At 69.3% G+C, this 25,600-nt stretch carries 23 protein-coding genes and 7 pseudogenes; 16 read left to right on the forward strand and 14 right to left on the reverse strand.

Annotated elements, in window-relative coordinates; translation table 11 throughout:
* Window positions 1-84 precede the first annotated feature (84 nt).
* The 4 genes and pseudogenes from ACFVV1_RS33710 to ACFVV1_RS33725 all read left to right on the forward strand — a co-directional run bounded on the left by ACFVV1_RS33710 (window position 85) and on the right by ACFVV1_RS33725 (window position 2,797).
* Window positions 85-393 carry an ArsR/SmtB family transcription factor gene (locus ACFVV1_RS33710; protein WP_389997293.1) on the forward strand — a complete coding sequence of 103 codons (309 nt, stop codon included), beginning with the start codon at window positions 85-87 and terminating at the stop codon, window positions 391-393.
* Window positions 390-1,517: an ACR3 family arsenite efflux transporter gene (gene arsB, locus ACFVV1_RS33715; protein WP_389997295.1), complete on the forward strand. Its 1,128-nt coding sequence runs from the start codon at window positions 390-392 to the stop codon at window positions 1,515-1,517. The genes ACFVV1_RS33710 and arsB overlap by 4 nt, the downstream gene beginning before the upstream one ends.
* Window positions 1,517-1,738, forward strand: coding sequence for a DUF2180 family protein (locus tag ACFVV1_RS33720; RefSeq protein ID WP_389997298.1), 222 nt, complete (start codon window positions 1,517-1,519; stop codon window positions 1,736-1,738). The genes arsB and ACFVV1_RS33720 overlap by 1 nt, the downstream gene beginning before the upstream one ends.
* Window positions 1,735-2,797: pseudogene (locus ACFVV1_RS33725) on the forward strand (ArsO family NAD(P)H-dependent flavin-containing monooxygenase). The gene ACFVV1_RS33720 and the pseudogene ACFVV1_RS33725 overlap by 4 nt, the downstream one beginning before the upstream one ends.
* A 146-nt stretch (window positions 2,798-2,943) precedes the next feature.
* On the opposite strand, the gene ACFVV1_RS33730 reads toward ACFVV1_RS33725, so the two are convergent.
* Window positions 2,944-3,315, reverse strand: coding sequence for a DUF3703 domain-containing protein (locus ACFVV1_RS33730; protein WP_389997300.1), 372 nt, complete (start codon window positions 3,313-3,315; stop codon window positions 2,944-2,946).
* A gap of 59 nt (window positions 3,316-3,374) precedes the next feature.
* On the opposite strand from ACFVV1_RS33730, the gene ACFVV1_RS33735 reads away from it, so the two are divergent.
* The 3 genes from ACFVV1_RS33735 (at window position 3,375) to ACFVV1_RS33745 (ending at window position 4,906) form a co-directional block, all read left to right on the forward strand.
* Window positions 3,375-3,710 (forward strand): metalloregulator ArsR/SmtB family transcription factor, encoded by a 336-nt coding sequence (locus tag ACFVV1_RS33735; protein ID WP_356090477.1) that lies wholly within the window; start codon window positions 3,375-3,377, stop codon window positions 3,708-3,710.
* A gap of 2 nt (window positions 3,711-3,712) precedes the next feature.
* Window positions 3,713-4,426: a cation transporter gene (locus ACFVV1_RS33740; RefSeq protein ID WP_389997303.1), complete on the forward strand. Its 714-nt coding sequence runs from the start codon at window positions 3,713-3,715 to the stop codon at window positions 4,424-4,426.
* A gap of 162 nt (window positions 4,427-4,588) precedes the next feature.
* Complete coding sequence (locus tag ACFVV1_RS33745; protein ID WP_389997306.1) at window positions 4,589-4,906, forward strand: DsbA family protein; 318 nt, start codon at window positions 4,589-4,591, stop codon at window positions 4,904-4,906.
* A gap of 7 nt (window positions 4,907-4,913) precedes the next feature.
* On the opposite strand, the gene ACFVV1_RS33750 is transcribed toward ACFVV1_RS33745, so the two are convergent.
* On the reverse strand, window positions 4,914-5,966 hold the full coding sequence (locus ACFVV1_RS33750; protein WP_389997308.1) for a flavin-containing monooxygenase: 1,053 nt from the start codon (window positions 5,964-5,966) through the stop codon (window positions 4,914-4,916).
* A gap of 63 nt (window positions 5,967-6,029) precedes the next feature.
* Between ACFVV1_RS33750 and ACFVV1_RS33755 the strand changes: the two genes are divergently transcribed.
* A complete protein-coding gene (locus ACFVV1_RS33755; RefSeq protein ID WP_389997311.1) occupies window positions 6,030-6,356 on the forward strand; it encodes an ArsR/SmtB family transcription factor in 327 nt (108 codons plus the stop codon).
* Between the two features lie 21 nt (window positions 6,357-6,377).
* Here the strand turns inward: ACFVV1_RS33755 and ACFVV1_RS33760 are convergent, their stop codons facing one another.
* Window positions 6,378-6,743, reverse strand: coding sequence for an ArsR/SmtB family transcription factor (locus tag ACFVV1_RS33760; RefSeq protein WP_389997314.1), 366 nt, complete (start codon window positions 6,741-6,743; stop codon window positions 6,378-6,380).
* A gap of 104 nt (window positions 6,744-6,847) precedes the next feature.
* Between ACFVV1_RS33760 and ACFVV1_RS33765 the strand changes: the two genes are divergently transcribed.
* Genes ACFVV1_RS33765 through ACFVV1_RS33775 form a run of 3 tightly spaced genes read left to right on the forward strand, consistent with a single transcriptional unit; the run spans window position 6,848 to window position 9,993 of the window.
* Window positions 6,848-8,245: an NAD(P)-binding domain-containing protein gene (locus ACFVV1_RS33765; RefSeq protein WP_389997316.1), complete on the forward strand. Its 1,398-nt coding sequence runs from the start codon at window positions 6,848-6,850 to the stop codon at window positions 8,243-8,245.
* Between the two features lie 57 nt (window positions 8,246-8,302).
* A complete protein-coding gene (locus ACFVV1_RS33770) occupies window positions 8,303-8,770 on the forward strand; it encodes an ArsI/CadI family heavy metal resistance metalloenzyme (RefSeq protein ID WP_389997319.1) in 468 nt (155 codons plus the stop codon).
* Window positions 8,767-9,993, forward strand: a complete 1,227-nt coding sequence (locus ACFVV1_RS33775; protein WP_389997321.1) for an MFS transporter — start codon at window positions 8,767-8,769, stop codon at window positions 9,991-9,993. Before ACFVV1_RS33770 ends, ACFVV1_RS33775 begins: the two co-directional genes overlap by 4 nt.
* 15 nt (window positions 9,994-10,008) lie before the next feature.
* On the opposite strand, the gene ACFVV1_RS33780 is transcribed toward ACFVV1_RS33775, so the two are convergent.
* Window positions 10,009-10,488 (reverse strand): ASCH domain-containing protein, encoded by a 480-nt coding sequence (locus tag ACFVV1_RS33780; protein WP_389997324.1) that lies wholly within the window; start codon window positions 10,486-10,488, stop codon window positions 10,009-10,011.
* Between the two features lie 301 nt (window positions 10,489-10,789).
* Between ACFVV1_RS33780 and ACFVV1_RS33785 the strand changes: the two genes are divergently transcribed.
* Window positions 10,790-13,336 carry a prenyltransferase/squalene oxidase repeat-containing protein gene (locus ACFVV1_RS33785; RefSeq protein WP_389997327.1) on the forward strand — a complete coding sequence of 849 codons (2,547 nt, stop codon included), beginning with the start codon at window positions 10,790-10,792 and terminating at the stop codon, window positions 13,334-13,336.
* Between the two features lie 665 nt (window positions 13,337-14,001).
* Here the strand turns inward: ACFVV1_RS33785 and ACFVV1_RS33790 are convergent.
* The 8 genes and pseudogenes from ACFVV1_RS33790 to ACFVV1_RS33825 all read right to left on the reverse strand — a co-directional run.
* A pseudogene (locus ACFVV1_RS33790) lies at window positions 14,002-14,375 on the reverse strand (flavoprotein); the annotation flags it as partial.
* Between the two features lie 103 nt (window positions 14,376-14,478).
* A pseudogene (locus tag ACFVV1_RS33795) lies at window positions 14,479-14,718 on the reverse strand (adenylyl cyclase); the annotation flags it as partial.
* A 60-nt stretch (window positions 14,719-14,778) separates the two neighbouring features.
* Window positions 14,779-15,195 carry a YeeE/YedE thiosulfate transporter family protein gene (locus ACFVV1_RS33800; RefSeq protein WP_266747500.1) on the reverse strand — a complete coding sequence of 139 codons (417 nt, stop codon included), beginning with the start codon at window positions 15,193-15,195 and terminating at the stop codon, window positions 14,779-14,781.
* Window positions 15,195-15,845, reverse strand: coding sequence for a YeeE/YedE family protein (locus ACFVV1_RS33805; protein ID WP_389997330.1), 651 nt, complete (start codon window positions 15,843-15,845; stop codon window positions 15,195-15,197). The genes ACFVV1_RS33800 and ACFVV1_RS33805 overlap by 1 nt, the downstream gene beginning before the upstream one ends.
* A 1,473-nt stretch (window positions 15,846-17,318) precedes the next feature.
* Window positions 17,319-18,101, reverse strand: a pseudogene (locus ACFVV1_RS33810) (radical SAM protein); the annotation flags it as partial.
* 61 nt (window positions 18,102-18,162) lie between these two features.
* Window positions 18,163-18,486, reverse strand: a pseudogene (locus ACFVV1_RS33815) (adenylate cyclase); the annotation flags it as partial.
* Window positions 18,487-18,929: 443 nt separating this feature from the next.
* Window positions 18,930-19,490: a hypothetical protein gene (locus ACFVV1_RS33820; protein WP_389997332.1), complete on the reverse strand. Its 561-nt coding sequence runs from the start codon at window positions 19,488-19,490 to the stop codon at window positions 18,930-18,932.
* 30 nt (window positions 19,491-19,520) lie between these two features.
* A pseudogene (locus ACFVV1_RS33825) lies at window positions 19,521-19,673 on the reverse strand (helix-turn-helix domain-containing protein); the annotation flags it as partial.
* A gap of 151 nt (window positions 19,674-19,824) precedes the next feature.
* Between ACFVV1_RS33825 and ACFVV1_RS33830 the strand changes: the two are divergent.
* Window positions 19,825-20,331, forward strand: coding sequence for an RICIN domain-containing protein (locus ACFVV1_RS33830; protein ID WP_389997335.1), 507 nt, complete (start codon window positions 19,825-19,827; stop codon window positions 20,329-20,331).
* 251 nt (window positions 20,332-20,582) lie between these two features.
* On the opposite strand, the pseudogene ACFVV1_RS33835 reads toward ACFVV1_RS33830, so the two are convergent.
* Both ACFVV1_RS33835 and ACFVV1_RS33840 read right to left on the reverse strand, forming a co-directional pair.
* Window positions 20,583-20,741: pseudogene (locus ACFVV1_RS33835) on the reverse strand (site-specific integrase); the annotation flags it as partial.
* Window positions 20,742-21,073: 332 nt separating this feature from the next.
* The gene (locus tag ACFVV1_RS33840) at window positions 21,074-22,567 is read right to left on the reverse strand and encodes an MFS transporter (RefSeq protein ID WP_389997338.1); all 1,494 of its coding nucleotides are present in this window, start codon (window positions 22,565-22,567) and stop codon (window positions 21,074-21,076) included.
* A gap of 257 nt (window positions 22,568-22,824) precedes the next feature.
* Between ACFVV1_RS33840 and ACFVV1_RS33845 the strand changes: the two genes are divergently transcribed.
* The 3 genes from ACFVV1_RS33845 (at window position 22,825) to ACFVV1_RS33855 (ending at window position 25,422) form a co-directional block, all read left to right on the forward strand.
* Window positions 22,825-23,196, forward strand: coding sequence for a YciI family protein (locus ACFVV1_RS33845; RefSeq protein WP_389997340.1), 372 nt, complete (start codon window positions 22,825-22,827; stop codon window positions 23,194-23,196).
* A complete protein-coding gene (locus ACFVV1_RS33850) occupies window positions 23,193-24,437 on the forward strand; it encodes an RNA polymerase sigma factor (protein WP_389997343.1) in 1,245 nt (414 codons plus the stop codon). The genes ACFVV1_RS33845 and ACFVV1_RS33850 overlap by 4 nt, the downstream gene beginning before the upstream one ends.
* Before the next feature lie 421 nt (window positions 24,438-24,858).
* Entirely contained in the window at window positions 24,859-25,422 is a 564-nt protein-coding gene (locus ACFVV1_RS33855; protein ID WP_389997346.1) for an RICIN domain-containing protein, read from the forward strand.
* The last annotated feature ends 178 nt before the right edge of the window (window positions 25,423-25,600 follow it).

Raw genomic sequence — 25,600 nt, forward strand, 5'->3', positions numbered from 1 at the left:
CTCTCTCGTCGCATGGCGGTACCAGCCGCCAATGACTTCAGCCCCCGCTGGTATCAGCAGGCAATGATGTGAGAGTATCAGTACATGCTGACTTCAGTCGATCCTGATCTGATCCGGGTGCTGGGCGATCCGCTCCGCCTCCGGATCGTGACCCTGCTGGCCCGCGAGACGCTCTGCACGACGCACCTGGTCGAGGAGACCGGCGCGAAGCAGACCAACCTGTCCAACCACCTGAGGGTGCTGCGCGAGGCCGGTGTGGTGGAGACGGAGCCGTGCGGCCGCTTCACCTACTACAGGCTGCGTCCCGAGGTCCTGGCCGGCCTTTCCGAGCAGTTCGCCGCGCTGGCCGAGTCCGCCCGTACCGCAGCCGGGAACAAGAGGGCCTGCCCGTGACCACCGAGCGCACCACGACGGCCCCCGCTCCGGACCAGGCTGGGGGAGGAGACGACTCGATCGTCAGGAAGCTCTCCACGCTCGACCGCTATCTCGCGGTGTGGATCCTGCTCGCCATGGCGATCGGCCTGGGGCTGGGGCGGCTGATCCCGGGGATGAACGACGCGCTGGCGAAGATCGAGATCGGCGGGATCTCCCTGCCGATCGCGCTCGGCCTGCTCGTCATGATGTACCCGGTCCTGGCCAAGGTCCGCTACGACAGGCTCGACACCGTCACCGGCGACCGCAAGCTGATGGTGTCCTCGCTGGTCATCAACTGGATCGTCGGCCCGGCGGTCATGTTCGCGCTGGCGTGGATCTTCCTGCCGGACCTGCCCGAGTACCGCACCGGCCTGATCATCGTCGGCCTCGCACGCTGCATCGCCATGGTCATCATCTGGAACGACCTCGCCTGCGGCGACCGCGAAGCAGCCGCCGTACTCGTGGCACTGAACTCCGTGTTCCAGGTCATCGCGTTCGGCCTGCTGGGCTGGTTCTACCTCGACCTGCTGCCCCGGTGGCTGAACCTCGGCGACGGCCAGGGCCTGGACGTCTCCGTCTGGCACATCGCCCTCAACGTCATCATCTTCCTCGGCATCCCGCTGCTGGCCGGGTTCCTCACCCGCCGCATCGGCGAACAGAAGATGGGCCGCGAGAACTACGAGGCGAAGTTCCTGCCGAAGATCGGCCCCTGGGCCCTGTACGGGCTGCTCTTCACGATCGTCATCCTGTTCGCCCTGCAGGGGAAGACGATCACCTCGCAGCCCCTGGACGTGGTCCGGATCGCATTGCCGCTGCTGGTCTACTTCGCGATCATGTTCTTCGGCACCTTCCTGCTCGGCAAGGCCCTCGGTCTCGCCTACGACCGCACGGCCACCCTGGCGTTCACCGCGGCAGGCAACAACTTCGAACTCGCCATCGCCGTCGCCATCGCGACCTTCGGCGTCACCTCCGGCCAGGCCCTCTCCGGCGTCGTCGGCCCGCTCATCGAGGTACCCGTCCTGATCGGACTCGTGTACGTGTCCCTGGCCTGGCGCAAGAAGTTCAGCCCCGCAGCACTCACCACCCCGGGAAGGGACATCTGATGCACTGCCTCGACTGCCGCACCACGGGAACGAACAGCACCACCGTCGGCGTCTGCCAGGGCTGCGGAGCCGGGGTCTGCGCGGCGCACGCCCGCATCGCGACCCGGAGCGTGCGTCGGGGCAGCCTGATCGGAACCCCTGGCGAGGCCGAGGCGCGGACGGTGCTGTGCCCGGTGTGTGCCGCAGCCGAGGCACCGGCCGCATCGGCTCCGACCCCGTGACCGGCACGGTGGACGTGGTGGTGATCGGCGGCGGACAGTCAGGACTCGCCGTCGGCTACCATCTGCGCCGCAAGAAGCTGGACTTCGTCATCCTCGACGCGCAGAGCACGCCCGGCGGGGCCTGGCAGCACACCTGGGACTCCCTGCACCTGTTCTCCCCGGCCGCGTTCTCCTCACTGCCCGGCCGCATCATGCCCGCCCAGCCCGGCGAGGAGTACCCGGACGCCGGACACGTGGTGGAGCACCTGGCCGACTACGAGCAGCGCTACCACCTGCCCGGCGCACCGCCCGGTCCGCGTCCGGGCGGTGCGCCGGGACGGTGACCGCCTGCGGGTGGAGACGGACACCGGCACCTGGTCGGCGCGGGCGGTCGTCTCGGCGACCGGCACATGGTGGCGTCCCTTCCTGCCCGCCGTCCCTGGCCAGGAGGTCTTCAGCGGCCGTCAGCTCCACACCACCGGCTACCGGCGCCCGTCCGACTTCGCCGGACAGCGGGTCGTCGTGGTCGGCGGCGGGAACTCCGGCGCCCAGATCGCCGCCGACCTCGCCACCCACGACGGCATCGACCTGACCTGGGTCACCCAGCGCCCGCCCCGCTTCCTCGCCGACGACATCGACGGCCGCGCCCTCTTCGACGCCGCCACCGCCCGCCGCCGCGCCCTGGACGAAGGCCGCACCGATACCGGAGGCGTCGCTTCACTCGGCGACATCGTTGCCGTCCCACCGGTCCGCGCGGCAGGCGACGCCGGACTACTGAAGGCCCAGCCGATGTTCGAGCGGTTGGTCGCCGACGGCGTCCGGTGGAACGATGGAACATCCGCCTGGGTGGACGCGGTGATCTGGTGCACCGGCTTCCGCCCCGCTCTTTCCCATCTCGCCCCGCTGGGCCTGCGCGCGGCTCGCGGCCACATCGCCACCGACGGCACCCGAGCGATCGGCGAGCCACGGCTGCACCTGCTCGGCTACGGCGACTGGACCGGCCCGGCCTCCGCCACCCTCATCGGCGTCGGGCGCCCCGCCCGCGACGCCGTCCGGCAGATCACCGAACTGCTGGCCTGAGCGCCGGAGGCATGCGGGCCGGATCCGGAAAGGGTTGCCAGTCCGTGCGACTGGCCTGCGGCCAGGCCAGTGCTTCGCCCTTCCCGAAGGCCATCCACCTGAGCGAACCAGCCTGCTTGCCCCGGCAGCAGCAGACGCAAAAGGCATCACGGCTTCACGGCGACGCCGGCCCCGCGCAGCAGTGCGGCCAGGTCGTCGGGGATGGGCATGGGGGTGGTCAGTCCGTCCCGGGTGCGGCCGGTGTTGCCGTCGGGGTATTTCCCCGCCGCCGAGCCGGGGCCGGCCACCGCCAGCCGCACGAGCTGGCCGAAGACTTCCCTCAGGTCCCAGTCGCGTACGGCGAGGCGGAGCATCACCGCGTGGGTGCGGGTGTGGGCCATCGGCCAGGGCTGGGAGAGGATGTGGGCCCGCTCCGCGGCCCGCCATCTCTCCCGCATCGGCCCCGGCGCGCGGGCGGCGGCCATCTCGGCGGTGAACGCGGCGCGTATCGGCTGGGACATCGGGACGCGGCGGGGCATGGCAGACCTCCAACAGTTCAGGGTTTTCTGGATTCAAGCATCCGTGTATTGTTCTGTCCATGCTGACCCTCGCCACCGAGCTTGACGTCCTGACCCGGTTCGGCCGGGCGCTGGCCGACCCGATCCGCTGCCGGCTGCTGCTCGTCCTGCGTGAGGCTCCGGGCTATCCGTCCGACCTCGCCGAGGCGCTGGGCATCTCCCGCACCCGGCTGTCGAACCATCTGGCGTGCCTGCGGGACTGCGGCCTGGTCGTGGCCCTGCCCGAAGGCCGCCGCACCCGATACGAGCTGGCCGACGAACGTCTGGGACACGCGCTGGACGACCTGCGCACCGCGGTCCTCGCGGTCGAGGCGGACAAGACCTGCGCGGACGCAGCGGAGAAGGGCTGCTGCTGACCATGACCGCCGAGATATCCCTGGGCCCCTCCCCGACCCGCCGTGACATGCTGGCCCGCCGGATACGCCTGCTGGTCGCCGCGACCATCACGTACAACGTCATCGAGGCCATCGTCGCGATCACCGCCGGGACGGTGGCCTCCTCCACCGCGTTGGTCGGCTTCGGCCTGGACTCGGTCATCGAGGTGTCCTCCGCCGCGGCGGTCGCCTGGCAGTTCTCCGCCCGCGAGCACGCAGTGCGCGAGGCCAGGGAGAAGACCACCCTGCGGATCATTGCGGTGTCGTTCTTCGCACTTGCCGCGTATGTCACCGTCGACGCCGTCCGGGCGTTGGCGGGCACCGGAGAAGCGGAGCAGTCGGTCCCCGGCATCGTCATCGCCGCGCTGTCCCTGGCGATCATGCCGTTCCTGTCCGCGGCCCAGCGCAAGGCCGGACGCGAACTGGGTTCGGCCAGCGCGGTCGCCGACTCCAAGCAGACCCTGCTGTGCACCTACCTCTCAGCCGTCCTCCTGGTCGGCCTGGTCCTCAACGCCACGCTCGGCTGGTCCTGGGCCGACCCGATCGCCGCCCTGGTCATCGCGGCCGTCGCGGTCAAGGAAGGCCGCGACGCCTGGCAGGGAAAGGGCTGCTGCACGTCACCGGCCGCCACGGTGTCGTCCCCGGGCGCCGAGGCGGACGCCTGCGGTGACTGCCCGCCCGGCTGCGACTGCTGCTGACCGGTGCGGGAACACGGTCCCGACGGAGCATGGACAGCGGTTGTCGCGACTCTTCAAGGCCAACTCGCCCTCCCCGTTCCTTGCCGGCGTGGAGCCTCCGACCCGATGCCGTCCGGCAGATCGCCGAGCTACTGCCCTGAGTGCCTGGGGCATGCCGGAGGCATGCGGATCGAGGTCGTGGTTGTGAAGGAATGCCCGAACGAAGAGCTGGCTGTTGGCCGGTTGCGGCAGGCGCTGGAGGTGGCCGGGCTGGACGAGGCCGATGTCGTCACGCGGGTGGTCACCGACCAGGCCGAGGCCGAACGCATCGGCTTCACCGGCTCCCCGACCATCCTCATCAACGGAGAAGACCCGTTCGCGGAAGCCGGACGGACGTGGGGGATGGCTTGCCGCCTCTACCGCACGCCCGAAGGCTTGGACGGCGCACCCAGCATCAGCCAGCTGCAACAGGCGCTTACGACAGCCTCCCACTACTCCTGATCCTGGTTCACCTAGTCACTGCGGTACGCATTCGCTTCAGGACGTGCCCGGCATCCCGGCCGACGCCGCGCAGGGTTTTGGAGGAGAAGCTGCGCTGGAACTCCATGCCGACGAAGCCGAGACCCGGGACCGCGGTGGAGAGACCGCCCCGATGCAGGGGCGCGCTGTTGGTGTCCAGGGCGCCTGATTCGGTCAGGTAGGGGAAGGTGAGGCGGTATCCGGTGGCGAGCAGGACCGCGCCGACCTCCTCTTTTGTTCCGTCGGCCCACACAACGCCGTCGGCCGTGAAGCGGCTGAACATGTCGCGTCGGTCGACGCCGTGCTGGTCCAGGGCGGTGCGGTAGTGGCCGTCATCGAGCACGGAGACGGGCACCTTCGCCAACAGCCGCCGGATCGGCGCGACGTCGAGGCGGGTGTGCTTGAGCCACCAGTGCAGGTCCCGGCCCAGCGGGCGCTGGGGGGTCCATCCGATCGGGCGACGGGTGGCCAGGGTGGTGTCGGCGAGCGGGCCGAGTTCGGCGGCGATCTGGATCGCGGAATTGCCCCCGCCGACCACGACGACCCTCTGCCCGGCGAATGCGTCGGGGCTGCGGTAGTCGGCGGCGTGCAGCACCCGGCCGCCGAAGTCCGCCCGTCCGGGAACGTCCGGAACGAAGGGGGTGCCGTAGTCACCGGTCGCGGCGATGACCGCCCGCGCGGTGAATTCCCGCCCGCCCTCGGCCCGCACGGACCAGGCGCCGTCCTGGCGTGTCACGGAGGTGACGGTGGTCGAGGTGCGGATGTCGGCGGGCAGACGGTTGGCGTAGTCGCGCAGGTAGTCCACCACTTCGTCCCGCCGCGGGTAGCGGTCCGGGTCGCCGGGGAAGCGCGTCCCGGGCAGGGACGAGTACCGGGCCGGGGAGAACAGGGTGAGGCTGTCGTAGTACCTGGGCCAGGACCCGCCCGGCTCCTCGGCGCCCTCCAGGACCAGAATGCGGGTGAAGCCGTGGCGCGGGGCGAGGGCCGCGGTGGCCAGGCCGGACTGCCCGGCGCCGATGACGATGAGATCGGCATGCTCCATGAGAACGTGACCCTTCACTTGAGTCGTTATTCCGGGAAGTGACGAAATGTTGGGCAGGGTGCGGTGACAGAGAACAGCGTTGAGACGTCCGCGGTGGATCCGGCGACGGCCGACTTCCTCAAGGCCCTGGCCAGCGAAACCCGTCAGAAGGTGATGCAGCAGTTCACCGGCGGGATCGAGCTGACGGTCGGCGAGATCGCCGACCGCTGCACACTGAAGCCGTCGACCGCGTCGGAGCACCTGAGCCTGCTGCGTCGCGGCGGCCTGGTGGTCTCCCGCAAGGAAGGCAAGCAGGTCTATTACCGGGCCGACGGAGCCACGATGGCCCAGCGCGTCTCCGCCCTCCAGGCGTACCTGGCGCGGTGCTGCCCGCCCGACTGCACCGGCTGACCGCCAGGCGCCGGCCGGAGATCAGGTGCGCAGGTCGAGCATGGCGGACATGGCCGCCACGACGGACGGCGCAACCTGGTAGTACACCCAGGTCCCGCGCCGCTCGGAGGTCAGGAGACCAGCCTCGCGCAGCTTCTTCAGGTGGTGGGAGACGGTCGGCTGGGAGACGCCGACGTCGGAGATGTCGCAGACGCACGCCTCGCCGCCCGGGTGCGAGGCGACCTTGGAGAACAGGCGCAGTCGTACCGGGTCGGACAGGGCCTTGAACATGAGGGCCATCTTCTCCGCGTCGTCCTGCGACAGTTCCCCGGCGGTGATCGGCGGGCAGCACGGCATCACAGTTCCCGCGTCGAGGACCGGCAGCTCCGCAATCTCTGACTTCGACATACGTCTATGTTGACACTCGTCGATACCCGATGGCAAGCTCCAGATATCGACAGCAATCGAAGCAGCTGCCGGACCAGCCGCCTATCTCGGAGGACATCACCGCCATGACCACCACTGCAGACCTGCCGGTCGTCGTCATCGGAGCCGGCCCCGCCGGGCTGGCCGCCGCCGCCCACCTGGTCGAACGCGGCATCGAACCGCTGGTCCTGGAAGCAGGATCCGCCGCCGCCGCAGCGGTCCGCGACTGGTCGCACGTGCGACTGTTCTCCACCTGGGGTGAGGTCACCGACCCGGCCGCCGAGAAGCTCCTGGCGCCGACCGGCTGGACCAAGCCCGACGCGGCCACTTACCCGTCCGGCGGGGACTGGGCCGAGCAGTACCTCCAGCCGCTGGCCGACGTCCTGGGCGATCGCGTCCGCTACACCGCCACCGTCACCGGCATCTCCCGCACCGGCCGCGACCGCATCGTCGACGCCGACCGCGAAACCCAGCCCTTCGCCGTCCACTTCACCACCGCCGACGGCAGCGAGGAGCGCGCCCTCGCCCGCGCCGTCATCGACGCCTCCGGCACCTGGACCACCCCGAGCCCGGCCGGGGCCAGCGGCCTGCCCGCCCTCGGCGAGAAGACCGCGGCCGACCGCATCACCTACCGCGTCCCCGACCTCAAGAACCCGGCCGTCCGCGACCGTTACGCAGGCAAGCGCACCGCCGTCATCGGCTCCGGCGCCTCCGCGTTCACCGCCCTGGCCACCCTCGCCGACCTCGCGAAGGACGAGCCCGGCACACACGCGGTGTGGATCCTGCGCCGCGGCATCAGCGGATCCACGTTCGGCGGCGGCACCGCCGACCAGCTCCCCGCCCGCGGCGCCCTCGGCCTGGCCGCGAAGGCCGCCGTCGACAACGGCCACGCCGACGCGGTCACCGGCTTCCGCACCGAGAGCATCCAGCGCACCGATGACGACCGCCTGACCCTGACCGGCGAGGACGGACGCCGCCTCGACCCGGTCGACGAGGTGATTGTCCTGACCGGCTTCCGCCCCGACCTGTCCTTCCTCTCCGAGATCCGTCTCGGCCTCGACGAACGCCTCCAGGCCCCCACCGAGCTCGCCCCGCTCATCGACCCCAACCAGCACTCCTGCGGCACCGTCTACCCCCACGGCCACCGCGAACTCTCCCACCCCGAACCCGGCATCTACCTGGTCGGCATGAAGTCCTACGGCCGCGCCCCCACCTTCCTCGCGAGGACCGGCTACGAGCAGGTCCGTTCCATCGTCGCCGCGATCGCCGGCGACCTGGCATCCGCCGACAAGGTCGAACTCACCCTCCCCGAAACCGGAGTGTGCGGCGGCTCCGGCATCTTCGACGACCCGGCAGCCGGTCAGGCCGACGGCGGAGGCTGCTGCGCCACTCCGGCGCCCTCGCTCGTACAGATCGGCGTCGGTACCTCTTTGCCGGTCGCAGCCGCCGACGAATCGACGTCCGGCGGCTGCTGCGGAGCCTGAACCCCTGCGCCCCGGCCAACGGCCGGGGCGCTTCCACCCTGCGTCAGGAGGATCGTCATGTCCCGAGTGCAACTCGCCCTGCGCGTCCCCGACCTTCCCGCCTCGATCGCCTTCTACAGCAAGCTCTTCGGTACCGAGCCGGCCAAACTGCGCGACGGCTACGCCAACTTCGCCATCGCCGACCCCCCGCTCAAACTCGTCCTCATCCAGGGCACGCCGGACGAGGACACGCGCATGGACCACCTCGGCGCCGAAGTCGACACCACCGAAGCCGTCCACGCCGCCACCACCCGCCTCGCGGACCAGGGCCTGGCAACCGACGTCGAGAACGACACCACTTGCTGTTACGCCCTCCAGGACAAGGTCTGGGTCCACGGCCCCGGCCAGGAACCGTGGGAGGTGTATGTCGTCAAGGCCGACGCCGACTCGATGACCAAGCAGCAGGGCAGCACCTGCTGCGCGGACCCGGCCGTCACCGAAGCAGGCCCGGCCACACCGGTCGAGGCCGGTGGCTGCTGCCCGTGACCGAGCTCGACGCCCGCGGAGCCGCGACCGGCACAGGGGACCGGTCGCGGCCCCGCGCCGTACTCCCGGCGCTGTGCATCACACAGATCACCAGCTGGGGAATCGTCTACTACGCCTTCCCCGTGCTCAACCCAGCCATCACCGCCGACACCGGCTGGCCCACCGGAGCGACGACAGCCGCGTTCTCCGCCGCCCTGCTCATCTCCGCCTTCGCCGGGATCCGGATCGGCCGGACCATCGACCACCGCGGACCGCGCACCGTCATGACCACGGGCTCCGTCCTCGGCGCGACGAGCCTCCTCATCATCGCCGCCGCCCCCAACCTGACGGTGTTCTTCGCCGGTTGGCTGCTGGCAGGACTGGCCATGGCGGCCACCTTCTACCAGCCCGCCTTCGCTGCACTGACACGCTGGTGGGCCCCCGACCATGTCCGCGCCCTCACCATCGTCACCCTGGCCGGCGGACTGGCCTCGACCGTCTTCGCACCCTTGACCGCAGCTCTTGCCGACCACATGAGCTGGCGCATGACCTACGCAGTGCTTGCCGTGATCCTCGCTGCCGTGACCGTCCCCGCCCACGTATTCGCACTCAAGGCCCCATGGCCGGCCGCGCCGCCGCAGTCTCCCCACACCAGCGACTCCGCGATCACGGTCTCACGCAGTCGGCCCTTTTGGATGCTCGCCGCAGCCCTCACCCTTTCCGCCTTCACCGTGTACGCCGTCGTCGTTGCCCTGGTCCCACTTCTCCTCGAACGCGGATACTCCACCAGCCAGGCCGCCTGGGCACTCGGCCTCGGCGGCGCCGGACAGACCCTCGGCCGCACCCTGTACGCAACGCTCGCCGCACGAACCGGCGTGACCGCCCGAACTGCCGCGCTGGTCGCGTTCGGCGGCGTCACCACCGCAGCACTCGCCCTGGTCTCCGGTCCGTACGCCCTGCTGGTGGCGCTGTCGATCGCCGCCGGAATGATCCGGGGCAACATCACCTTGCTGCAGGCCACCGCGATCACTGACCGATGGGGCACCACCCACTACGGACGGCTGTCCGGAATTCTTGCCGCACCGACCACCACAGCATCAGCTCTCGCCCCATTTGCTGGCGCAGCCCTGGCCGCACCGCTCGGCGGCTACCCACTCCTCTTCGCGCTGCTCGCCGCACTTTCCGGACTTGCGGCACTGATTGCGCTGGACACAGCGGTCAAGGCCAGCCCCGCTCGATCTTGATCCGCCGGACGGAAACTAGACGGGTACGAGCTCGCCGAGTACACCACGCAGGGTGGCGTCCGCCGTCGGCGCAGCCTGGGCCACCTGCCGCAGATCGTCGCTCTTCAAGTACCGATAGCTCTGCGGTGGGTGGAATGAACCGGCAGCCCTCAGAGCACTCAGCGGAACAGGATCGCTGAAGGTCACCGGGTCCTCCAGAGTGAGACCGCTGGCCTGAACGGCGCCGCTCATGTACTCGTCGTATTCGCGCCTGCTGATGCCCGCCCGAGTGCGACTGGCCGACCACACTTCCCTGGGCGAGGCCACCTGGACCGCTGCGATGCGCGCCATACCCACGATGGCCATCGTGGGCGCTGTGGCGTAGAGGAGCACGGCGGTTCCGGGAGGGGCGGCAACTCGCTGCCTCCGGACCTCCACTGTCTTACTCCCGGCCAGGATCGCCGTGGCGAATCGAGGGTGGACGGACAGCAGCATCGCGCGTTCCGGATCGCTCACGTCTTTCGGTGCCCCTCTTCGTAGACCGCCTGGAACAGCGCATTGCTGATCTTCGATCGGAGCCGCAATGGGCGGCCGGCAGGACGATCCGCCCGTCACCGTCCGCGATGCCGGGCGGTGTTCACTCGTTCGGCTGGTCGACGGATACGGCACCGGTGCTTCGTGGCGTCGGCCGGGAGAATCCCGCGTGGAGCGTTCTCGCCGCGTGGTGTCTTCCTTCTTCACGGAACCTGCCCGGTGCGGACGGCTCCTGTCGGCCTGGCGGGTGGTGTCGTGGCGGAGGGCTTCTTTGATGGTGCGGGTGAGCGACGGTCCGGCGGTACGCGGGGCGTGCAGCCCCTGGTGGCCCACGGCCGAGCGAGCGGCGGTGGCGTGGGCACGCCGGTGGGGGCTGGCGGTGGAGGACTCCGAGGTACGGCGGCTGGCACGCATGGGGCACGGCCGGATGGCTGGTCGCGTGGCTCCGGGAGCCTCTCCCGGGGAGCTGGAACTGCTGGCTTGCTGGGGGGCGTTCATCACGCTCGTCGACGACGGCTTCGACCTGCCCGGTGGTGTCTCGTCGGCCTCGGAGACCCGATCCGTACTCGACCCTCTGGTCGCGGTGGTCACCGGCGCAGGGACGGAGGCGCGGACGCCAGCGGTCGCGGCTCTGCGGGACCTGTGGCAGCGGACGGTGGTGGGGACCGAGCCGGCGTGGTGCGCACGCTTCGCCGCGGCGTACGCGTCGTTCGCGGAAGCGACCTTCCAGGAGCTGCGGTGGCGGGAGGAGGGCCACATGCCCTCCTTGGAGGAGTACGTCCGGCTGCGCCGTCTCACGATCACCGTGGAGCCTCTGCTGCTGGTGGCCGAGCGCTCCTCGTGGACGCCGGCGGGCGCGAAGGACACCGAGGCGCTGTACGCGGCCTGTGCCGATGTCGTCGCCTGGACCAACGACCTGTTCGACGCCGGATCGGAGCGTCCGGGACAGGTCGGGCTGGTCGACGTGCTGGCCCGGGAGCGGGGCGTCGGCCGCGGCGAGGCGGCAGCGGCCGCCCGCGCGATGCTGGAGGAGAGGCTGGACGAGTTCGAGACGGCCGCCGTGCGGGTGCCGGCCGCCGGCTCCCGGTCGCGAGCCGGACTGATCCGTACTTTCCTGGACGGCACGGTTGCCTGGCAGTACGAGACACAGCGCTACCGCGCCACGCTGCCTTCCCAGCGCGGGGGACGAGAGCCCCGGGCGGACCGGGTCGAAGCGGCCGTAGGTGCGCTGGAGCGGCGGCTGGTCCTGGCAGTCGCGCCCGGCGGGGACCTGCCGGACCGGTGCGCGAGCCGTGTCCTGGAAACCTCCCTGTTCCTGGCCCTCCTCCGGGCCCGCGGCAGCCATGGGCACGAGCAGCGGCAGCTGACCCGCTACCTCGAAGAGCGCCGCCCGGACGCCGATCCGCTCGACGCCTTGCTGATCGACGCCTGCCTGCGTCCGCACACCCTGCCCACCGACGCCGCCGACGCCACACGTCCCCTGACCGGTGGTCTTTCGCGGGCAACGGGAAGCCGCGGCCGGTTCAAGCGCAGTGTGCTGCACGCCGTGCTCCATCTGCTGGGGGGCCTGCGCCTGGACGCCGCCGACGCCCCGCCCCAGGCCGCCACCCCCGCACTGTCCACCTTCACTCTGGTGAACCAGCTGGCCGTACGAGCCGTCTATGCCCAGGCCACCGGCTACCCGCACGCGCTCTCCACCCGTGAGCGCTTCCAGTTGTCCGACCTGCTGGCCGACGCCGGGGGAAGACTGCTGTGGGAGGCCAGCGCCAGCACCCACTTGCTCGGGCTCAACACCCTGCAGTCCTTCCGCCCCGGCCACCCGCTGATCGACGACGCCGTGACCGGTCTGCTGTTTGCGCGTGACGCCGACGGTGGGGTGCCGTTCCTCGACAGCCAGGACATGTGGAACACAGCCTTGGGCGGCCTGGTGTTCCTCAGCCGTCCCGCGCTACGGCCGTACACGGCGCGGATCGGCGCGTTCGTCGCTGCCCACCAGGCGTCCGACGGCGGATGGCCCTTCGCGAGCGGAGTACGCCAGACCGATGTCGACACCACCTGCCGTGCCATGGAGTTCCTCCAGGCCCTGGACCCGCACCGCTACGACCACCACCTGCAACGGGGTGCGGCCTACCTCGCCGCGATGGCTGGCCCCGACGGCGGCTTCCCCACCTGGATGGAGAGCGACCGTGCCGATCTGGACATGACCGCGGGCGCCGTCCTCGCCCTCGCCCCGCACGGTCCGGACCACCACCGCCTCGTCACCGCCGCCACCCGCTTCATCCTCGACGCCCAGCACCCCGACGGCACCTTCACGCCTGGTTGGACCGTAAGCGAATCGAGCGTCATCCTGCGCGCCGTCGACGCGCTCGACGCGGCACGCGCCGTCCCGGCCGCCGACCTCGCAGGGATCGAAGCCGCGACCGCCCGGGCCGCAGCCCGACTGATCGCCACTCAGCAGCCCGACGGGGGCTGGGGCCATACGCCAGACAGCGCCAGCGACGCCCTCTCCACCGCACAGGCTCTCCCTGTCGTCGCCCGGTATGGTCCGCCCCACGCCACAACCGCCGCCACCGCCTACCTCCTCGCCGGCCAGAGCGAAGACGGTTCCTTCCCCTCCCCGCCCGACCAGGTCGGCCCCCGCCCCCTTCCCTTCGACTACCCGGTCATCTCGGACCTGTTCGCACTCGCCGCCCTCGACCGGATCTCTCGTCTCCGCAGGACCGGCCCAGACCTGTACGACGCCCCAGGCCCTGTACAGCCCGCGCCGGCAGAACCTCCCCGGCCGCGTCCCTCGACCCGGGTCGTGCCCAGTGGGACGTCGGCAAGGTGACCGCTGCGGGCGACCAGGGATACAGAACTGCCTCTCGCCGGGTGACCAGGAGAAACGGCAAACCGGCCGGTGGAAATCCGGACCGAACCTCATTCGGGACAAATGGGCCGCTGGTTCAAACTCGAACCCGCCACGGCCGACTGCTGTCTGCTCTTGACCGGCAAGGCTCCGGCCGCGCCGCGGTCTCAGTTCTGGTCCCATCCACCGGCGTTGGGGATCGTTGAGAAACCCACCTGTCGACCTCTCCGTCTCAGGTCGGAACGCCCCCCGGCCCACCTTGGGTCCTCGATGAACATTTGGAAGGTGTGCTGGCTTGGTCGTCTTCAACGGCGCCTGGATGCGTGAGCGATGCGTGAGCGGACGTGCTGACAGGGCGCACACAACCTTGGACCGGCCAGCATGCGATATGCCTCTGACCAGGCATTTCTGGACCAGTGCGGAAGCTGACGGAAGTCCCGGCAGGATCCTGCCGGGACTTTTAATCCGTTGGTTGTGGGTTCGAGTCCCACACGGCCTACCGATCACAGGTCGAGGAGAAATCCTCTGACCTGCGGCTTAGCGCCTCGGGTGACTTCGGCCGACCGAGGCGCTTCGCCGTACCTGGCCTCTTGCGTGAGCGGATGGTTCCGCAGCAGGCGAGTCCAGCACCAGCCCGTCGGCGGTGATCATCCCCGGCCGGACACCGCCGGCCCGAGCAGGTCCAACGCCTCGTCCCAACGAAACCGGTCCGTCCCGCCGAGGGCCTTCGGGCGATGGGGTTCGTGCGAGCCGATGAGGACGCCCATCTTCTGCAGCAGGTTCAGGCTCTCCCGGTAGGCGGGGTAGGCGGGGTAGGCGGGGTGGGCGGCCCGGGCGGAATTCAGGTACGGGAGTGCGGCCGTGGGGATTCCGAACCCGTATGCCTCGCAATCGTGTTGAAGGTGGCCGGGGCAACAGCGGTCGCGTCCGCCGGAGGGAGCGGCCGGGGGTCACCAGGACTGCGCCAGGCGGAGCGGATCGGGTAGCCGGTCTGGGCCACGATTGCGTCGGTGTCGATGAAGAGAACTCGGCGAACGCGCTCGCCAGGTCGCGACGCTGGAGTGGTAGTGACCCCGGAGAGGGCGATGAGGCGAGGCGCCCCGCCGCCCTCCCCGCCTGGGTGGCGTGTGCTCGGCGAGGATGTCGCGGCCGGCCTCGCTCTTGTAGATCTCGTCGACGCTGCCGAACCGGGCCTCGGAGCAGTCGAGTTCCAGGAGGGCGGCGGCCTGCCGTACCGACGTCTCGTCGGGCCCCTCGATCTCCAGGAACGCGGGGAGGTCGGGCCAGGTGTCGAAGTTGAAGGCGACCTCGCCCAGGCGTCGCTCCTCGCGGTAGTTCTCCTGGTAGCGGACCTCGGTGAGGCCGGGGGGATCGTCGAAGCGAGAGCCCCTGCCTCCACGGCTCGTGTGGGTGGGCGTCCCTGGTTACAGCCCGCAGGAGCCGCGGTCGAGGTGGAAGTATCGGGCGTTGGCCCAGCGGCACAGCCGGATACCGACGATGACGCCGACGATTGTGACCAGGGCGGGCAGGTATCCGCTGGCGACCTGGATGATCGGGATTGCAGGGCACCCACCTGAGATCGCCCAGCCCGTACCGAACAACACCGCGCCGGGGATCACGCCCCTGTGGATGCGCCCTGGGGTGCGGCGGACCCGCAGCAGAGCGAATGCGCACACGATGATCACCACGGCGCCGGCGAAGGAGAGGAGCATGCGCAGGTCCTGGAAGGTGAACATGTGGTTCAGCTCGGCGTAGTCGCCGAAGCCGATGTTGGTGACGGTATAACCGAGGGCCAGTCCGGTGATGATGTTGGCCAGCAGAATCGCGCCCCGGGTACGCATCAGATCACCTTCCACAGGAGGAACGACACCACGATGGCGGTGCCGAAGAACACGGCGGTCGCGAGGATGCTGACCGGGCGTAGACGGCCGCAGCCGCTGAGTCCGTGGCCGGAGCTGCACCCACCGGCCAGCCGAGTGCCAAAGCCGACCAGCACGCCTCCCACGAACAGCAGGGCGATCATGGTGGTCGGATTGGCGGTGACCAGGTTCCGAAAACCCGGGCCCATGTCGTAGCGGAGGTGGAACCGCCCGGAGGTGACCGCGGCGATCAATCCGCCGAGGAAGATCGATATCAGCAGGGCAGCCTGGGTGGCCAGCGGGGCCGGGCGCAGGCTCGTGGCCGCGGGGCTCTCGCTCGCCGCTGGTTCGGTATCCGCTTCGAGTGGCTGTGAATTCCCGTGCGGAGCCTGCGGCAGGGTGGACGCGCCGGTGCCGAAGTGCTCCGCCGTAGCTGCGGCGAGCGCCTCAACGAGAGCTTGATCGTCGGCGAACTCCTCGTCCATCTCCTCGAGGTGGCGTTCGCGGCGCCAGTGCAACACGCGATCCCACGCGGACGACACCCCGAAAGACCGATCGGTGATGAGGGTGTAGTTGATGGTGACCAGAGCGAGCCCGATAGCGCCCGCCCACCAGGGCCAGTAGGTACTCATGCGGGTCCTCTCATCCAATCGGCAAATCGAGCCAACCAGCCGCGCTTCGAGCTGGGAGCTTGCCGCGCTCGTCGAGCGAGGCTGTTTGAAGGTTCGGGAATGTGTGGGGGCGGTGACGGTTGGTGATGCCAGGCAGGTGCCGGCGGAGATGTCGCCCCGAAGTGGGCCGTGGCCCCCGGTGTCACGGTTCCGGTTTCTGACTGCTCATATGGGCGGGGCGGCGCCGGCTGGGACCAGGGCGCGGCCTCCGGTGACCACGGATCGGGCTGTGGTGGCGGGGCCTGCCGGGGTACCTCCCCTGGGTTGGCGGCGCCGGACCGGTCCGCCTCGGCGACGTCTTCGAGGTGTCGCGCGCGGGCTCCGTTGGGCAGCAAGCTGATTGGCACGCGCTCGCCGGTGAGTGACACCTGGTAGCGCGCACAGCCGAGCCACCGATCGTCGCTGTCGCAGTAGTATTCGCGCCAACCTCGCAAACTCGCCCTAAGTAGGGGGAAAAGGGGGCATCCTGCGGCGTGTGAGCAACTCACGTTGCTCCCTCCTGATCGGCGCACACCACCCGTTCGGGGAGAGCGGTTGCCGTTCTCGATTCCTGCCCTCGCCGCGCTCGGTCGACGATCTGCAAAGCAACGCGGTGACGGGCAGTGACAATAAGGCTCTGTGCCTCCATTCCGCGACCGGGCGTGATGCAATCACTGTTTCGATGTCCCGAGCAAATTCAGGGTATTTTTCAATCGGACGACTTGACACTACGTGGTGAGATATTCCGCGCAACGGATATGTGGCGTCTATCCCTCATGTCTGGATATTTACAACCGGCAATTAGGTCACTTGGATCACTATTCGACCCCGTGGCCGCGGCCCGTGCTGATACAAGTCAGCTGTTTGCGGAGAGGGTGAAAATACTGGAGCCCCTTGTGATGGTGGCGTGGATATCGTGGATCTCGAATGAAGAGCTAATGGAGAAGAATTATGTGCCAGCGTGCTGTCTGTCGGTCGTGCCGGAAGATGACCTATGAGGGCTGCGGGAGGCATGTGGACCAAGTGCTCATGGGCGTGCCGACAGCTCAGCGGTGCATCTGTGAGTCTGCGGAGCGCATGGGTGCGCGCGCAGAGGTCCCTCGGCGCCCAGAGAGTTCACCAAGCCGGTCGGGGGGTGGCTGGTGGGCCCGGCTCATCAATTGGGCGAAAAGCCCGACATGAGACAACCAGTCGACTATGCGCGCTTCGGGCTTTTTGGGTCGAAGACGTTGGTTATTGCATCATGAAAACCCGGATTTCGAACTCCAGGGTGGCAGGCGATGCCGAGCCCGAAGCCTGCAGTGACACCGCGTCTTGCGACGAACGTCATCGGCGCTGGTTGCCAGACTGCACGGCACGTGCACGACAGCGGGTATTTCTTCCTGAGCGGAAGCGGCGGCCTGACCCTGGCTTCGACGGACCGGACGCCCGGCGACCAGGCACAGGCGGCCACAGCGCTCCGGCCGTGACGATGCGCCGGACCGGTGTTGCGCCGAGGTGGTCGACGACGGCCTGCATGGCGTCGAGCGAGGCGCCCCCGTCCTCCAGAGACACGAGCATCCGTACCACTACGGAGCGGCCATGCCGCCCGATGATCCGTAGTACGCGCTCAACGTGGTCACGCGAGGGGATCACGATGTTCGCGGACACCTTGACCCCGTGGGCGGTCGCGGCCTCGATCGTGGCATCGAGGGCGGCGAGCTTGCGCTCGGCGAGCTTCGGAGAGGCGAGGCGCGGGGCCTGCACTGCGGCCAGTTCGTCGGGCGTGGTGCCGAACACGGACAGGTTGATGCGGTCGAGGCCGGCCTCGGCGGCGGCGGGCAGGACTGCGGCGCCGTTCTGCCCATTCGAGGTGAGTCCGACCGTGAGCCCCAGACGCCGAGCGACCCTGATCAGGCCAGGCAAGTCCGGGTGAAGCGTCGGTTTCCCACCGGTGAAGTGCACTTCGCCCGTCGGCAGGCTGCCGCGCATCGCGGCGAGGGCGAGGGCGAAATCGGCGTCGGCGGGGATGCGCGCCGGCAGGAAGTCGGCGCCGTGGGTGCGGAGGTAGATGGAGACGCGACCGGAGCGGCCCGGGGTGCCGGTGAACTGGTCGGCGGACCGGTCGGTGTTGTCGGACGCGACGGGCGTTCCCTCGTTGTGGCAGAACGAGCAGGCGAGCCCGCACGCGTCAATGATCTTCACGCGTAGGGTGCGGTCCGGCCTGACCTCGACCGGTAGGTTCTTGGGATCGTGCATGGTGCCCCCTCTCCGTACCGGCCGGGGCCGTGCGCCCCGGCCGGGAGTAACGGACGCCGACCTACTCGAACCTCAGGTCGGGAATGGAGTCCAGATCGATGCCGTACAGCCCGTAGACCTTCGTGGTGTTGATGGACGTCAGACACTCGCGGTCGATCCCGAGCGCGGCGGCCGTGTCCCAGACCTGTGCCTCGCTGTCCGCCTCGATCTCCAGATATGGCGGGATGCGGGGCCACTCGTCGAGTTCCAGACGGACACTGCCGAGCGTGTAGGAGGTGCGTCGATTCTCCTGGTAGCTGCGCGGTGTCAGGCCAACCAGACCGAGGAGCGCGTTTGCCTCCTCGAACGAGTCGACGGTGACCTCGGTCTCGTGGGTTCCGTCGACACGTTGTCCGTGATGCCGGGGCCCGACGCTCCGGGCACGTCGTACGCCCTCGATTTCCCGCGGGTCATGGGCTGGTGGCAGCGGTCGCACATCATCAGCGGTCCTTCCACATAGGCGCGAGCGGTACGCCAGGCGCGGCCGAGGCGCACTGCCGTGGGGCACGCGGCCCCAGCGCGGCAGGTGGCGCAGCTGTAGGTGTGGCCGAGGAGCGTGCGGTACTCGGAATCGCCGGGTGCCAGCTTCTTGAGGTGATCACTGCCCCCCCTTCCAGCTGGTGGGGCAGCAACAGGGGAACCAGCGGGCCGCGGTGCCGTGCGCGTCGACCGGGCGGGGCCCGAGGTCGTGTGCGGCGCCAGCGGCCAGGGTGATGCCACACCAAACGCAGGTCGCGCCGCGCTGCTCTGCGGCAGACAGAGACTGCACGGGAGGTAAGTCGATGGTGGTCATGGGCACCCCTGGGCTGTGGAGTGCGGCGTCGGCCGATCAGACGCGAGCTGGTCCGCGGTTGCCCGGCGGAACGGTGGCTGCAGCGAGTCAGCCTTCCGTTCGGCGACCGACTGCGCATGCTCCCAACGGCCTTGGCGCAGGAGGACCCAGGAGAGGGTGGAGACGCCCATGCCCTCCAGTAGCGGATCGGAGGCGCGGGCCGCTGCGGCAAGCTGCTTCTCGACTGCGGTGAATGCCCAGTCGGGGTGTCCGGACTGTGTGGAGAGCGAGGCGGCCAACTGGTAGGCCAGGGCCATCTGTCGCCACACTGGCTCGGTGTCGTGGGCATGGGCGACTGTGCGGCCGTCCTGGAGCAGGCCGGGCAGTATCGAGGACAGTTCGGAGCAGGCGCCCGTCCAGTACAGGCTGGTAGCGGTCTGTACCTCCGCAATCCACTCGGCTGGCTCGGGCGGTTCATCGAGGTTGTCGTTGCGCGGGACACCAGGCAGTGAGCCCGGGTCCTGGATCGCGTCGCGAAGGGCGATCAGGCCGCCGTCGTCAGTCAGGTGCTGTGTCACTGTGGGCTGTCCTACAAGGCGCTCCAGTTGGACATCGAGGGCTCGGACAAGACTGCGTAACGTGTTGATGCGGGACGATTCACGGATGCCCTGCTCCAGCTTGCGGATGGTGTCGACCGAAACGCCTGCGCGTTGCGCCAGTTCGTCCTGGGTGACGTCGCGGAACTCTCGCAGAGCGCGGATGCGGCCGGGGAGTGTCTGATCGGGCGAGTCGAGTCACTCCATCGTTGCGGTGCGTTGGCGAAGGACCCCCCGAGTCGGTGCAGTACGTTACGTAACACTTCGTATCCAATCGGACGCGGGGTGTGATCGATTCAAATCAGAGGAGTCCTTCATGCGTATTCGATCTGCCTGCGTCATGGTCGCCGTAGCACTGAGTGCGACCGTACTCGGGGCGGGCACCGCCGACGCGACCGGACCGTTGAGCGGCACCAAGGTCCGCGACTGGCAGACCGGCTACGTCCTCGGCGTCGCCGGTGGCTCGACGGTCGGCGGCGCCCAGATCCAGTACGAAGCCGACACCGGCGACCTGGCCCAGAAGTGGGCCATCGACCCGGTCACCAGCAGCACCTTCCTGCTGCGCAATCTCAACAGTGACATGTGCGTCACTGCGGTGGGCGGAGGCACCACCGAAGCCCTCCAGCAGCGCCCGTGTGACGCCCGGTGGGACGAGCAGATCTTCAGCATGGAGGCCTCCAGCAAGGCCAATCGGTACCAGCTCAAGAACCAGGCCCACAACCTGTGCTTGAACCCCGGCACCACCGGCGCCCCCGCCTACGCCCGAGTTGTCACCTGTAGCACCATCAACAACTACAACACCCACTCGTTCGACGTCCGCTGACCTCTTCAGGACGGCCGGGCCCACCGGGTACGAAGCAGCATGACGAAAGCCCCCTGTCCCGGCCGAAGCCGGGCAGGGGGCGGTGGTTCATGAGCGGCGGCGGTCTGGCGGGAGGCCGGTCACAGTAGGGCTCGACGACGCGGCAGGGTCCGGGCTGGACGGCGTGGTCCGGCGGCAGACGAGCGCGTGAGGATCGTCCGGCGGCGGCCGGAGACTGTACCCGTCCGGGCACGTCTGCCGCGGATCGCCACCCCGCCGTGAGTGAGAGCGGCCGCGACGTGGCGCAGGTCGCGCAGGGTGATCGGCGGCAGGCCGGTGGTGGCGAGGATGCGGCGGAACGTCTCAGAAACCGTCTCCGGGTGCAGCCAGGAGCCGTCCTCACGGGTGGAGACCTTGCCGGTCTCGTTCCAGCCGTCGATGACGATTTCCTTGGCCGGTCGGTGTGATGAGGTCGGTGTCCAGGTCGACGTCGGTCCGGTTCTGGCCGATTCCAGGCCGCACGAGCCGCCGGCCGCCGGCTGATCAGCCGACTCGACACCACGCGACCCACGGACGCGTGACCGTACAGAAGGGCTGCCCGCAGAGGCCGGTCACTCCGGTTCGGAGCCGTCGGCCGATGGCACGTGCTCGCGACGCTTCCTTTTGCCTCAGTCGTGCATCGCCTCGATGCTCGTCATGCGTGGAGGTGACGATGGAGTGCCGCGTTCGGATATGACAACCACAGCGTCGGCTCGGCAGGGTTCTATGAGCGAGTCGCCTCGTAGTCGGGGAGTGCGGCCGGGGTGGTCCGGGTTGCCGGGCGCATGGTCAGGATCAGTACGGCCAGCCCGGCGAAGATGACCGCGGCGACGACACCGGTGACGTGCAGGCCGGCGGTGAACGCCTCCCGCGCTGTGTGCAGCAGTTCCGCGCCCTGGTCGGCGGGAAGGTGCCGGCTGGCGGCGACCGCGCCGGCCAGCGAGTCGGACGTGCCGTCCATCCGGCTGCGGTAGACCACTGCGGCCACCGCGCCGAGCAGTGCGAAGCCGAGCGAACCGCCGAAGTAGTTGCCGGTCTCCGACATCGACGCGGCCGAGCCGGCGCGCTCCGGCGGTACGGACCCGACGACCAGCCCGGTGCCCAGAGCGAACAGCGGGCCGGTGCCCAGCGCCAGTACGGCGATGCCGGTCATCACCAGCGGCAGGGCGCTCGCACCGTCGGCGCCGACCAGCAGCAGACCGCCCAGTGCCGACCCCACCAGCCCGCCGGCGATCGCGGTCGTCTGCTTCATCCGCCGGGCCAGCGCCGGCGCGGTCATGGTGCCGACCGCCACGCCCAGGCCCATGGGGGCGAACAGCACCGCCGACGCGACCGGCGAGAAGCCCAGCACGCTCTGCAGGTACTGGGTCACCAGCAGGCCCGTACCAGCCATGGCGATGCCGGCGAAGGCCAGCGCGACGAGTACGGCCGTGAACGGGCGGTTGCGGAACAGCCGCAGGTCCAGCAGCGGCGTCTGAAGCCGCAGTTGCCGGCGTACGAACAGGAATCCGATGGCTGCGCCGACGACGAGGGCCACCACCGGCACGACGGGCACGCGTTCGACGGTCAGCTGCTTGATGCCGTAGACCATCAGAAGCACCGCCACGAGCGACAGCCCGACGCCGGCCAGGTCCAGCCGGCCGGCCTGGTCGCTGCGGAACTCCGGCAGCAGGACCGGCCCGGCCAGCAGCAGCAACGCCATCGCCGGCACGGCGACCAGGAACACCGATCCCCACCAGAAGTGCTGGAGCAGGAATCCGGCGAGTACGGGTCCGAGCGCGCCGCCGGTGAACTGGCAGGTCGCCCAGATCGCGATGGCCTTCCCGCGCTGCCGTTCGTCACGGAACATGTTGGTGATCAAGGCAAGTGTGGACGGCGCCAGGGTCGCGCCGGCGACGCCCAGCAGCGCACGCGCGACGATCAGCATCAGCGGGCTGACCGCGAAGGCGGCCACGACCGACAGCACCGCGAACGCCGCTCCGCCGATCATCAGCAGCCGTCGGCGGCCGATCCGGTCGCCGAGCGTACCCATCGTGATGACCAGGCCGGCCACCATGAATCCGTAGCTGTCACTGATCCACAGCTGTTCGACGTTGGTGGCACCCAGGTCGGCGCTCAGCCGTGGGAGCGCGAGGAGCAACGCCGTCGTGTCCAGCGCGACGAGCAGTGTCGGCAGCATGAGGACGACCAGTCCCAGCCACGCCCGGTTGACTCGCATATCCGAAACTCCCTGTTCTCTCGACGTTTCGCCGGTTGGTCGGAGCGGTCGAGAGCTTCTTGACATCGGTACGGACGGACATCTCTCGCGTCTGCCACGGTGGGGTGTCATCAGAAATGACGACCTCGCGGTCCGGGCGCTGCGACGGCGAAAAACTCATGCGAAAGTTCCGGCGGGGGATGTCAAGACGACGGCGGCGGCTCCGACCAACTGGTCGAAGGGCCCGACGGGGGCTCGCGAACCACGAGGAGTACGAGATGCAGTTCCTGATCAGCCTGCACATCAACCCGGCAGTGCTGGACGCGCTGACCGACGAGGAGAAGGCGGCGATCGGCGGCGGCCACGGCACGTTCATCGAGGCGCTGAAGACGTCCGGCGAGCTGGTCACCACGCAGGCGCTGGTCGACCCGTCACAGGCCGCTGTGGTGTCCGTACGCAACGGCCAGCCGGTGGTGACCGACGGCCCCTTCCTGGAGTCCAAGGAGTATGTGGGCGGCTTCTACCTGATCGACTGCGAGAACAAGGAGCGGGCGATCGAGCTGGCAGCGCAGATCCCGGACTCCGCGATCGAGGGCCTGGGTGTCGAGGTGCGGCAGGTGATGTTCGCCGACGGACAATTGGAGGCATGACAGCACCAGCCATCGAGGACCTGCTGCGTGAGCTGACGCCGCAGGTCCTCGGCGCGTTGGTGCGCCGGCACGGCCAGTTCGAAGGGTGTGAGGACGCCGTGCAGGAGGCCGTCCTCGCCGCCACCGTGCAGTGGCCGGCCGAGGGAGTGCCGAACAACCCGCGCGGCTGGCTGGTGACTGTCGCGTCCCGGCGGCTCATCGACCAGATGCGCAGCGACCACGCGCGCCGCGAGCGGGAGTCGGCGACGGCCACCGAGGTGGTGCCCGAGGACGTACCGGACACCGACGACACGCTCGTCCTGCTGTTCCTGTGCTGCCATCCGACGCTCACCGCGGCCTCCCAGACCGCCCTGACGCTGCGGGCGGTCGGCGGCCTGACCACTGCCGAGATCGCCCGCGCGTTCCTGGTGCCGGAGGCCACGATGGCGGCCAGGATCAGCCGGGCCAAGCAGCGCATCAAGGCCGCCGGCAGCTCGTTCACCCTGCCGGACGGCGCGGAGCGCGAGGAGCGGCTCCGGGTCGTCCTGCACGTGCTCTACCTGATCTTCAACGAGGGCTACACCGCCTCATCGGGCAGCGAGCTGCACCGCGCCGACCTCGCGCACGAGGCGATCCGGCTGGCCAGGACGGTGCACGCGCAGCTGCCCGAGGACGGCGAGGTGACCGGGCTGCTCGCGCTGATGCTGCTGACCCACGCCCGCCGGGAGGCACGTACGACGGCGGCCGGCGACCTGGTGCCGCTGGACGAGCAGGACCGTACGAAGTGGGACCGCCGGCTGATCGACGAGGGCAACGAGCTGGTCAAGGCGTCGCTGGCCGGCTCGACGCTGGGGCCTTACCAGCTGCAGGCTGCCATCGCCGCCACGCACGCCGACGCGGCCACGGCCGAGGAGACCAACTGGCCGCAGGTGCACGCCCTTTACCTGATCCTGGAACGGATCGCGCCCAACCCGATGGTCACCCTCAACCGGGCGATCGCGCTCGCCGAGACCGAGGGCCCGGCGGCCGGGCTGGCCCTGCTGTCCACATTGGACAGTGACGAGCGGATGGCCGGGCATCACCGGCTGCTGTCCGTACGGGCGCATCTGCTGGAGAAGACCGGCGACCTGGCCGGGGCGTACGAGCACTACCGGCGCGCCGCGAAGTCCACCGCCAGCATCGCCGAGCAACGCTACCTGGAGTCCCGGGCCGGCCGTGTGACACGCCTTGCACCACAGGAGTTGCGATCAATACAGCGCTGAGTCGCAGCCACTGATCCGGCACGAAACGAGCACAGTGCGCATGGTGTCTCTACGGGTACGTCGAGCGATGTCATCGTGTGCGACTGGTCGCATCCGCCAACTGGCGCCGGTTCGCGAGTGGTTCGGCGCACTGTCAAGGGGCGCCGGCAGTGCGCGCAGCCGGCCGACTCGGAGTCGACGCGGAGCAGCATCGTCGGCAGTTCGGCCGCCGGCGCCCTCACGACAACGTCCGGGTGTACGAACCCCGGAGCCGGGCTCGGGTCCGAACTCGGTCTGCCACGCGATCTGTCCGGCAGGTTCCCAGGTGCCCGTCCGGGGGAATTGCGCAAAAAGCAGTCATACGCTACGTATTCATGCCACTACGCTCTGCACTTGAGGCGCTGTCGTATGTGACAGCACAGAGAGAGGCAGAATTGTGAAGATGCACAAGCGGTTGGTGACGGGGGCGGCAGCTCTCGCGATGGTCACCGGGGCGATGTCGGTATCCGTCAGTCCTGCTGCAGCCGACGCCGACACCCCCGCGGCGGCCCCGCGGGCGATCGTTGCCCATCAGTTCACCCTGCGCCTGGCCAGTGACCCCAACCAGGTGGCCAACGTCCGTGGGGCGGGCAAGGAAAATGGTGTGCCGATCATTCAATACCCGTGGTCCGGCACCACGAACGAGCGCTGGGAAGCCGAGTCCGCCCAGGGCGGCTACTACCGCTTCAAGTCCGTCAGCAGCGGCAAGTGCCTCAACGTCAGCGGAGGCGGCACAGCCAACGGAACCAAGGTCATCCAGTACAAATGCGGCGGCAACATCGACAACGAGTTGTGGAAGTTCGTGTCCAAGGGTGATGGCTACCAGATCGTCGTCAAGTCCAGCAGCAAGTGTCTGAACGTCGCCGGCGGCGTCGGCGAGGGTAACTCCCTGGTCCAGTACGACTGCACCGCGCAGGGCGCGCCCAACGATGTGTGGCTGCCTGTCTGGGAACCCAAGAACCTCTGATCAGCCAGGTAATCACCTCGCACGCCCCGGACAGGTTGCCGGGGCGTGCGCAGTTCCGGCTCTCAACGGGCAGAACCGGTCGGCTCGTTCGCAAGGACGGCCCCGCCGATCCGGCCCTGTACGGAGTGCCGATCCGGGCCGAGAGGCCATCGCGCGAACGTAGTTGTGTTGTTCGCCC

This window comes from Streptomyces sp. NPDC058092 (assembly GCF_042884935.1).
In the GTDB taxonomy this organism is placed as follows: domain Bacteria; phylum Actinomycetota; class Actinomycetes; order Streptomycetales; family Streptomycetaceae; genus Streptomyces.

Excerpts from the sequence above, each read along its gene's own strand:
- ACFVV1_RS33710 (WP_389997293.1), top strand. The coding sequence starts at position 85 with ATGCTGACTTCAGTCGATCCTGATCTGATCCGGGTGCTGGGCGATCCG.
- ACFVV1_RS33720 (WP_389997298.1), top strand. The coding sequence starts at position 1,517 with ATGCACTGCCTCGACTGCCGCACCACGGGAACGAACAGCACCACCGTC.
- ACFVV1_RS33730 (WP_389997300.1), bottom strand. The coding sequence starts at position 3,315 with ATGCCCCGCCGCGTCCCGATGTCCCAGCCGATACGCGCCGCGTTCACC.
- ACFVV1_RS33735 (WP_356090477.1), top strand. The coding sequence starts at position 3,375 with ATGCTGACCCTCGCCACCGAGCTTGACGTCCTGACCCGGTTCGGCCGG.
- ACFVV1_RS33740 (WP_389997303.1), top strand. The coding sequence starts at position 3,713 with ATGACCGCCGAGATATCCCTGGGCCCCTCCCCGACCCGCCGTGACATG.
- ACFVV1_RS33745 (WP_389997306.1), top strand. The coding sequence starts at position 4,589 with ATGCGGATCGAGGTCGTGGTTGTGAAGGAATGCCCGAACGAAGAGCTG.
- ACFVV1_RS33750 (WP_389997308.1), bottom strand. The coding sequence starts at position 5,966 with ATGGAGCATGCCGATCTCATCGTCATCGGCGCCGGGCAGTCCGGCCTG.
- ACFVV1_RS33760 (WP_389997314.1), bottom strand. The coding sequence starts at position 6,743 with ATGTCGAAGTCAGAGATTGCGGAGCTGCCGGTCCTCGACGCGGGAACT.
- ACFVV1_RS33765 (WP_389997316.1), top strand. The coding sequence starts at position 6,848 with ATGACCACCACTGCAGACCTGCCGGTCGTCGTCATCGGAGCCGGCCCC.
- ACFVV1_RS33770 (WP_389997319.1), top strand. The coding sequence starts at position 8,303 with ATGTCCCGAGTGCAACTCGCCCTGCGCGTCCCCGACCTTCCCGCCTCG.
- ACFVV1_RS33800 (WP_266747500.1), bottom strand. The coding sequence starts at position 15,195 with ATGCGTACCCGGGGCGCGATTCTGCTGGCCAACATCATCACCGGACTG.
- ACFVV1_RS33805 (WP_389997330.1), bottom strand. The coding sequence starts at position 15,845 with ATGAGTACCTACTGGCCCTGGTGGGCGGGCGCTATCGGGCTCGCTCTG.
- ACFVV1_RS33830 (WP_389997335.1), top strand. The coding sequence starts at position 19,825 with ATGCGTATTCGATCTGCCTGCGTCATGGTCGCCGTAGCACTGAGTGCG.
- ACFVV1_RS33840 (WP_389997338.1), bottom strand. The coding sequence starts at position 22,567 with ATGCGAGTCAACCGGGCGTGGCTGGGACTGGTCGTCCTCATGCTGCCG.
- ACFVV1_RS33845 (WP_389997340.1), top strand. The coding sequence starts at position 22,825 with ATGCAGTTCCTGATCAGCCTGCACATCAACCCGGCAGTGCTGGACGCG.
- ACFVV1_RS33850 (WP_389997343.1), top strand. The coding sequence starts at position 23,193 with ATGACAGCACCAGCCATCGAGGACCTGCTGCGTGAGCTGACGCCGCAG.
- ACFVV1_RS33855 (WP_389997346.1), top strand. The coding sequence starts at position 24,859 with ATGCACAAGCGGTTGGTGACGGGGGCGGCAGCTCTCGCGATGGTCACC.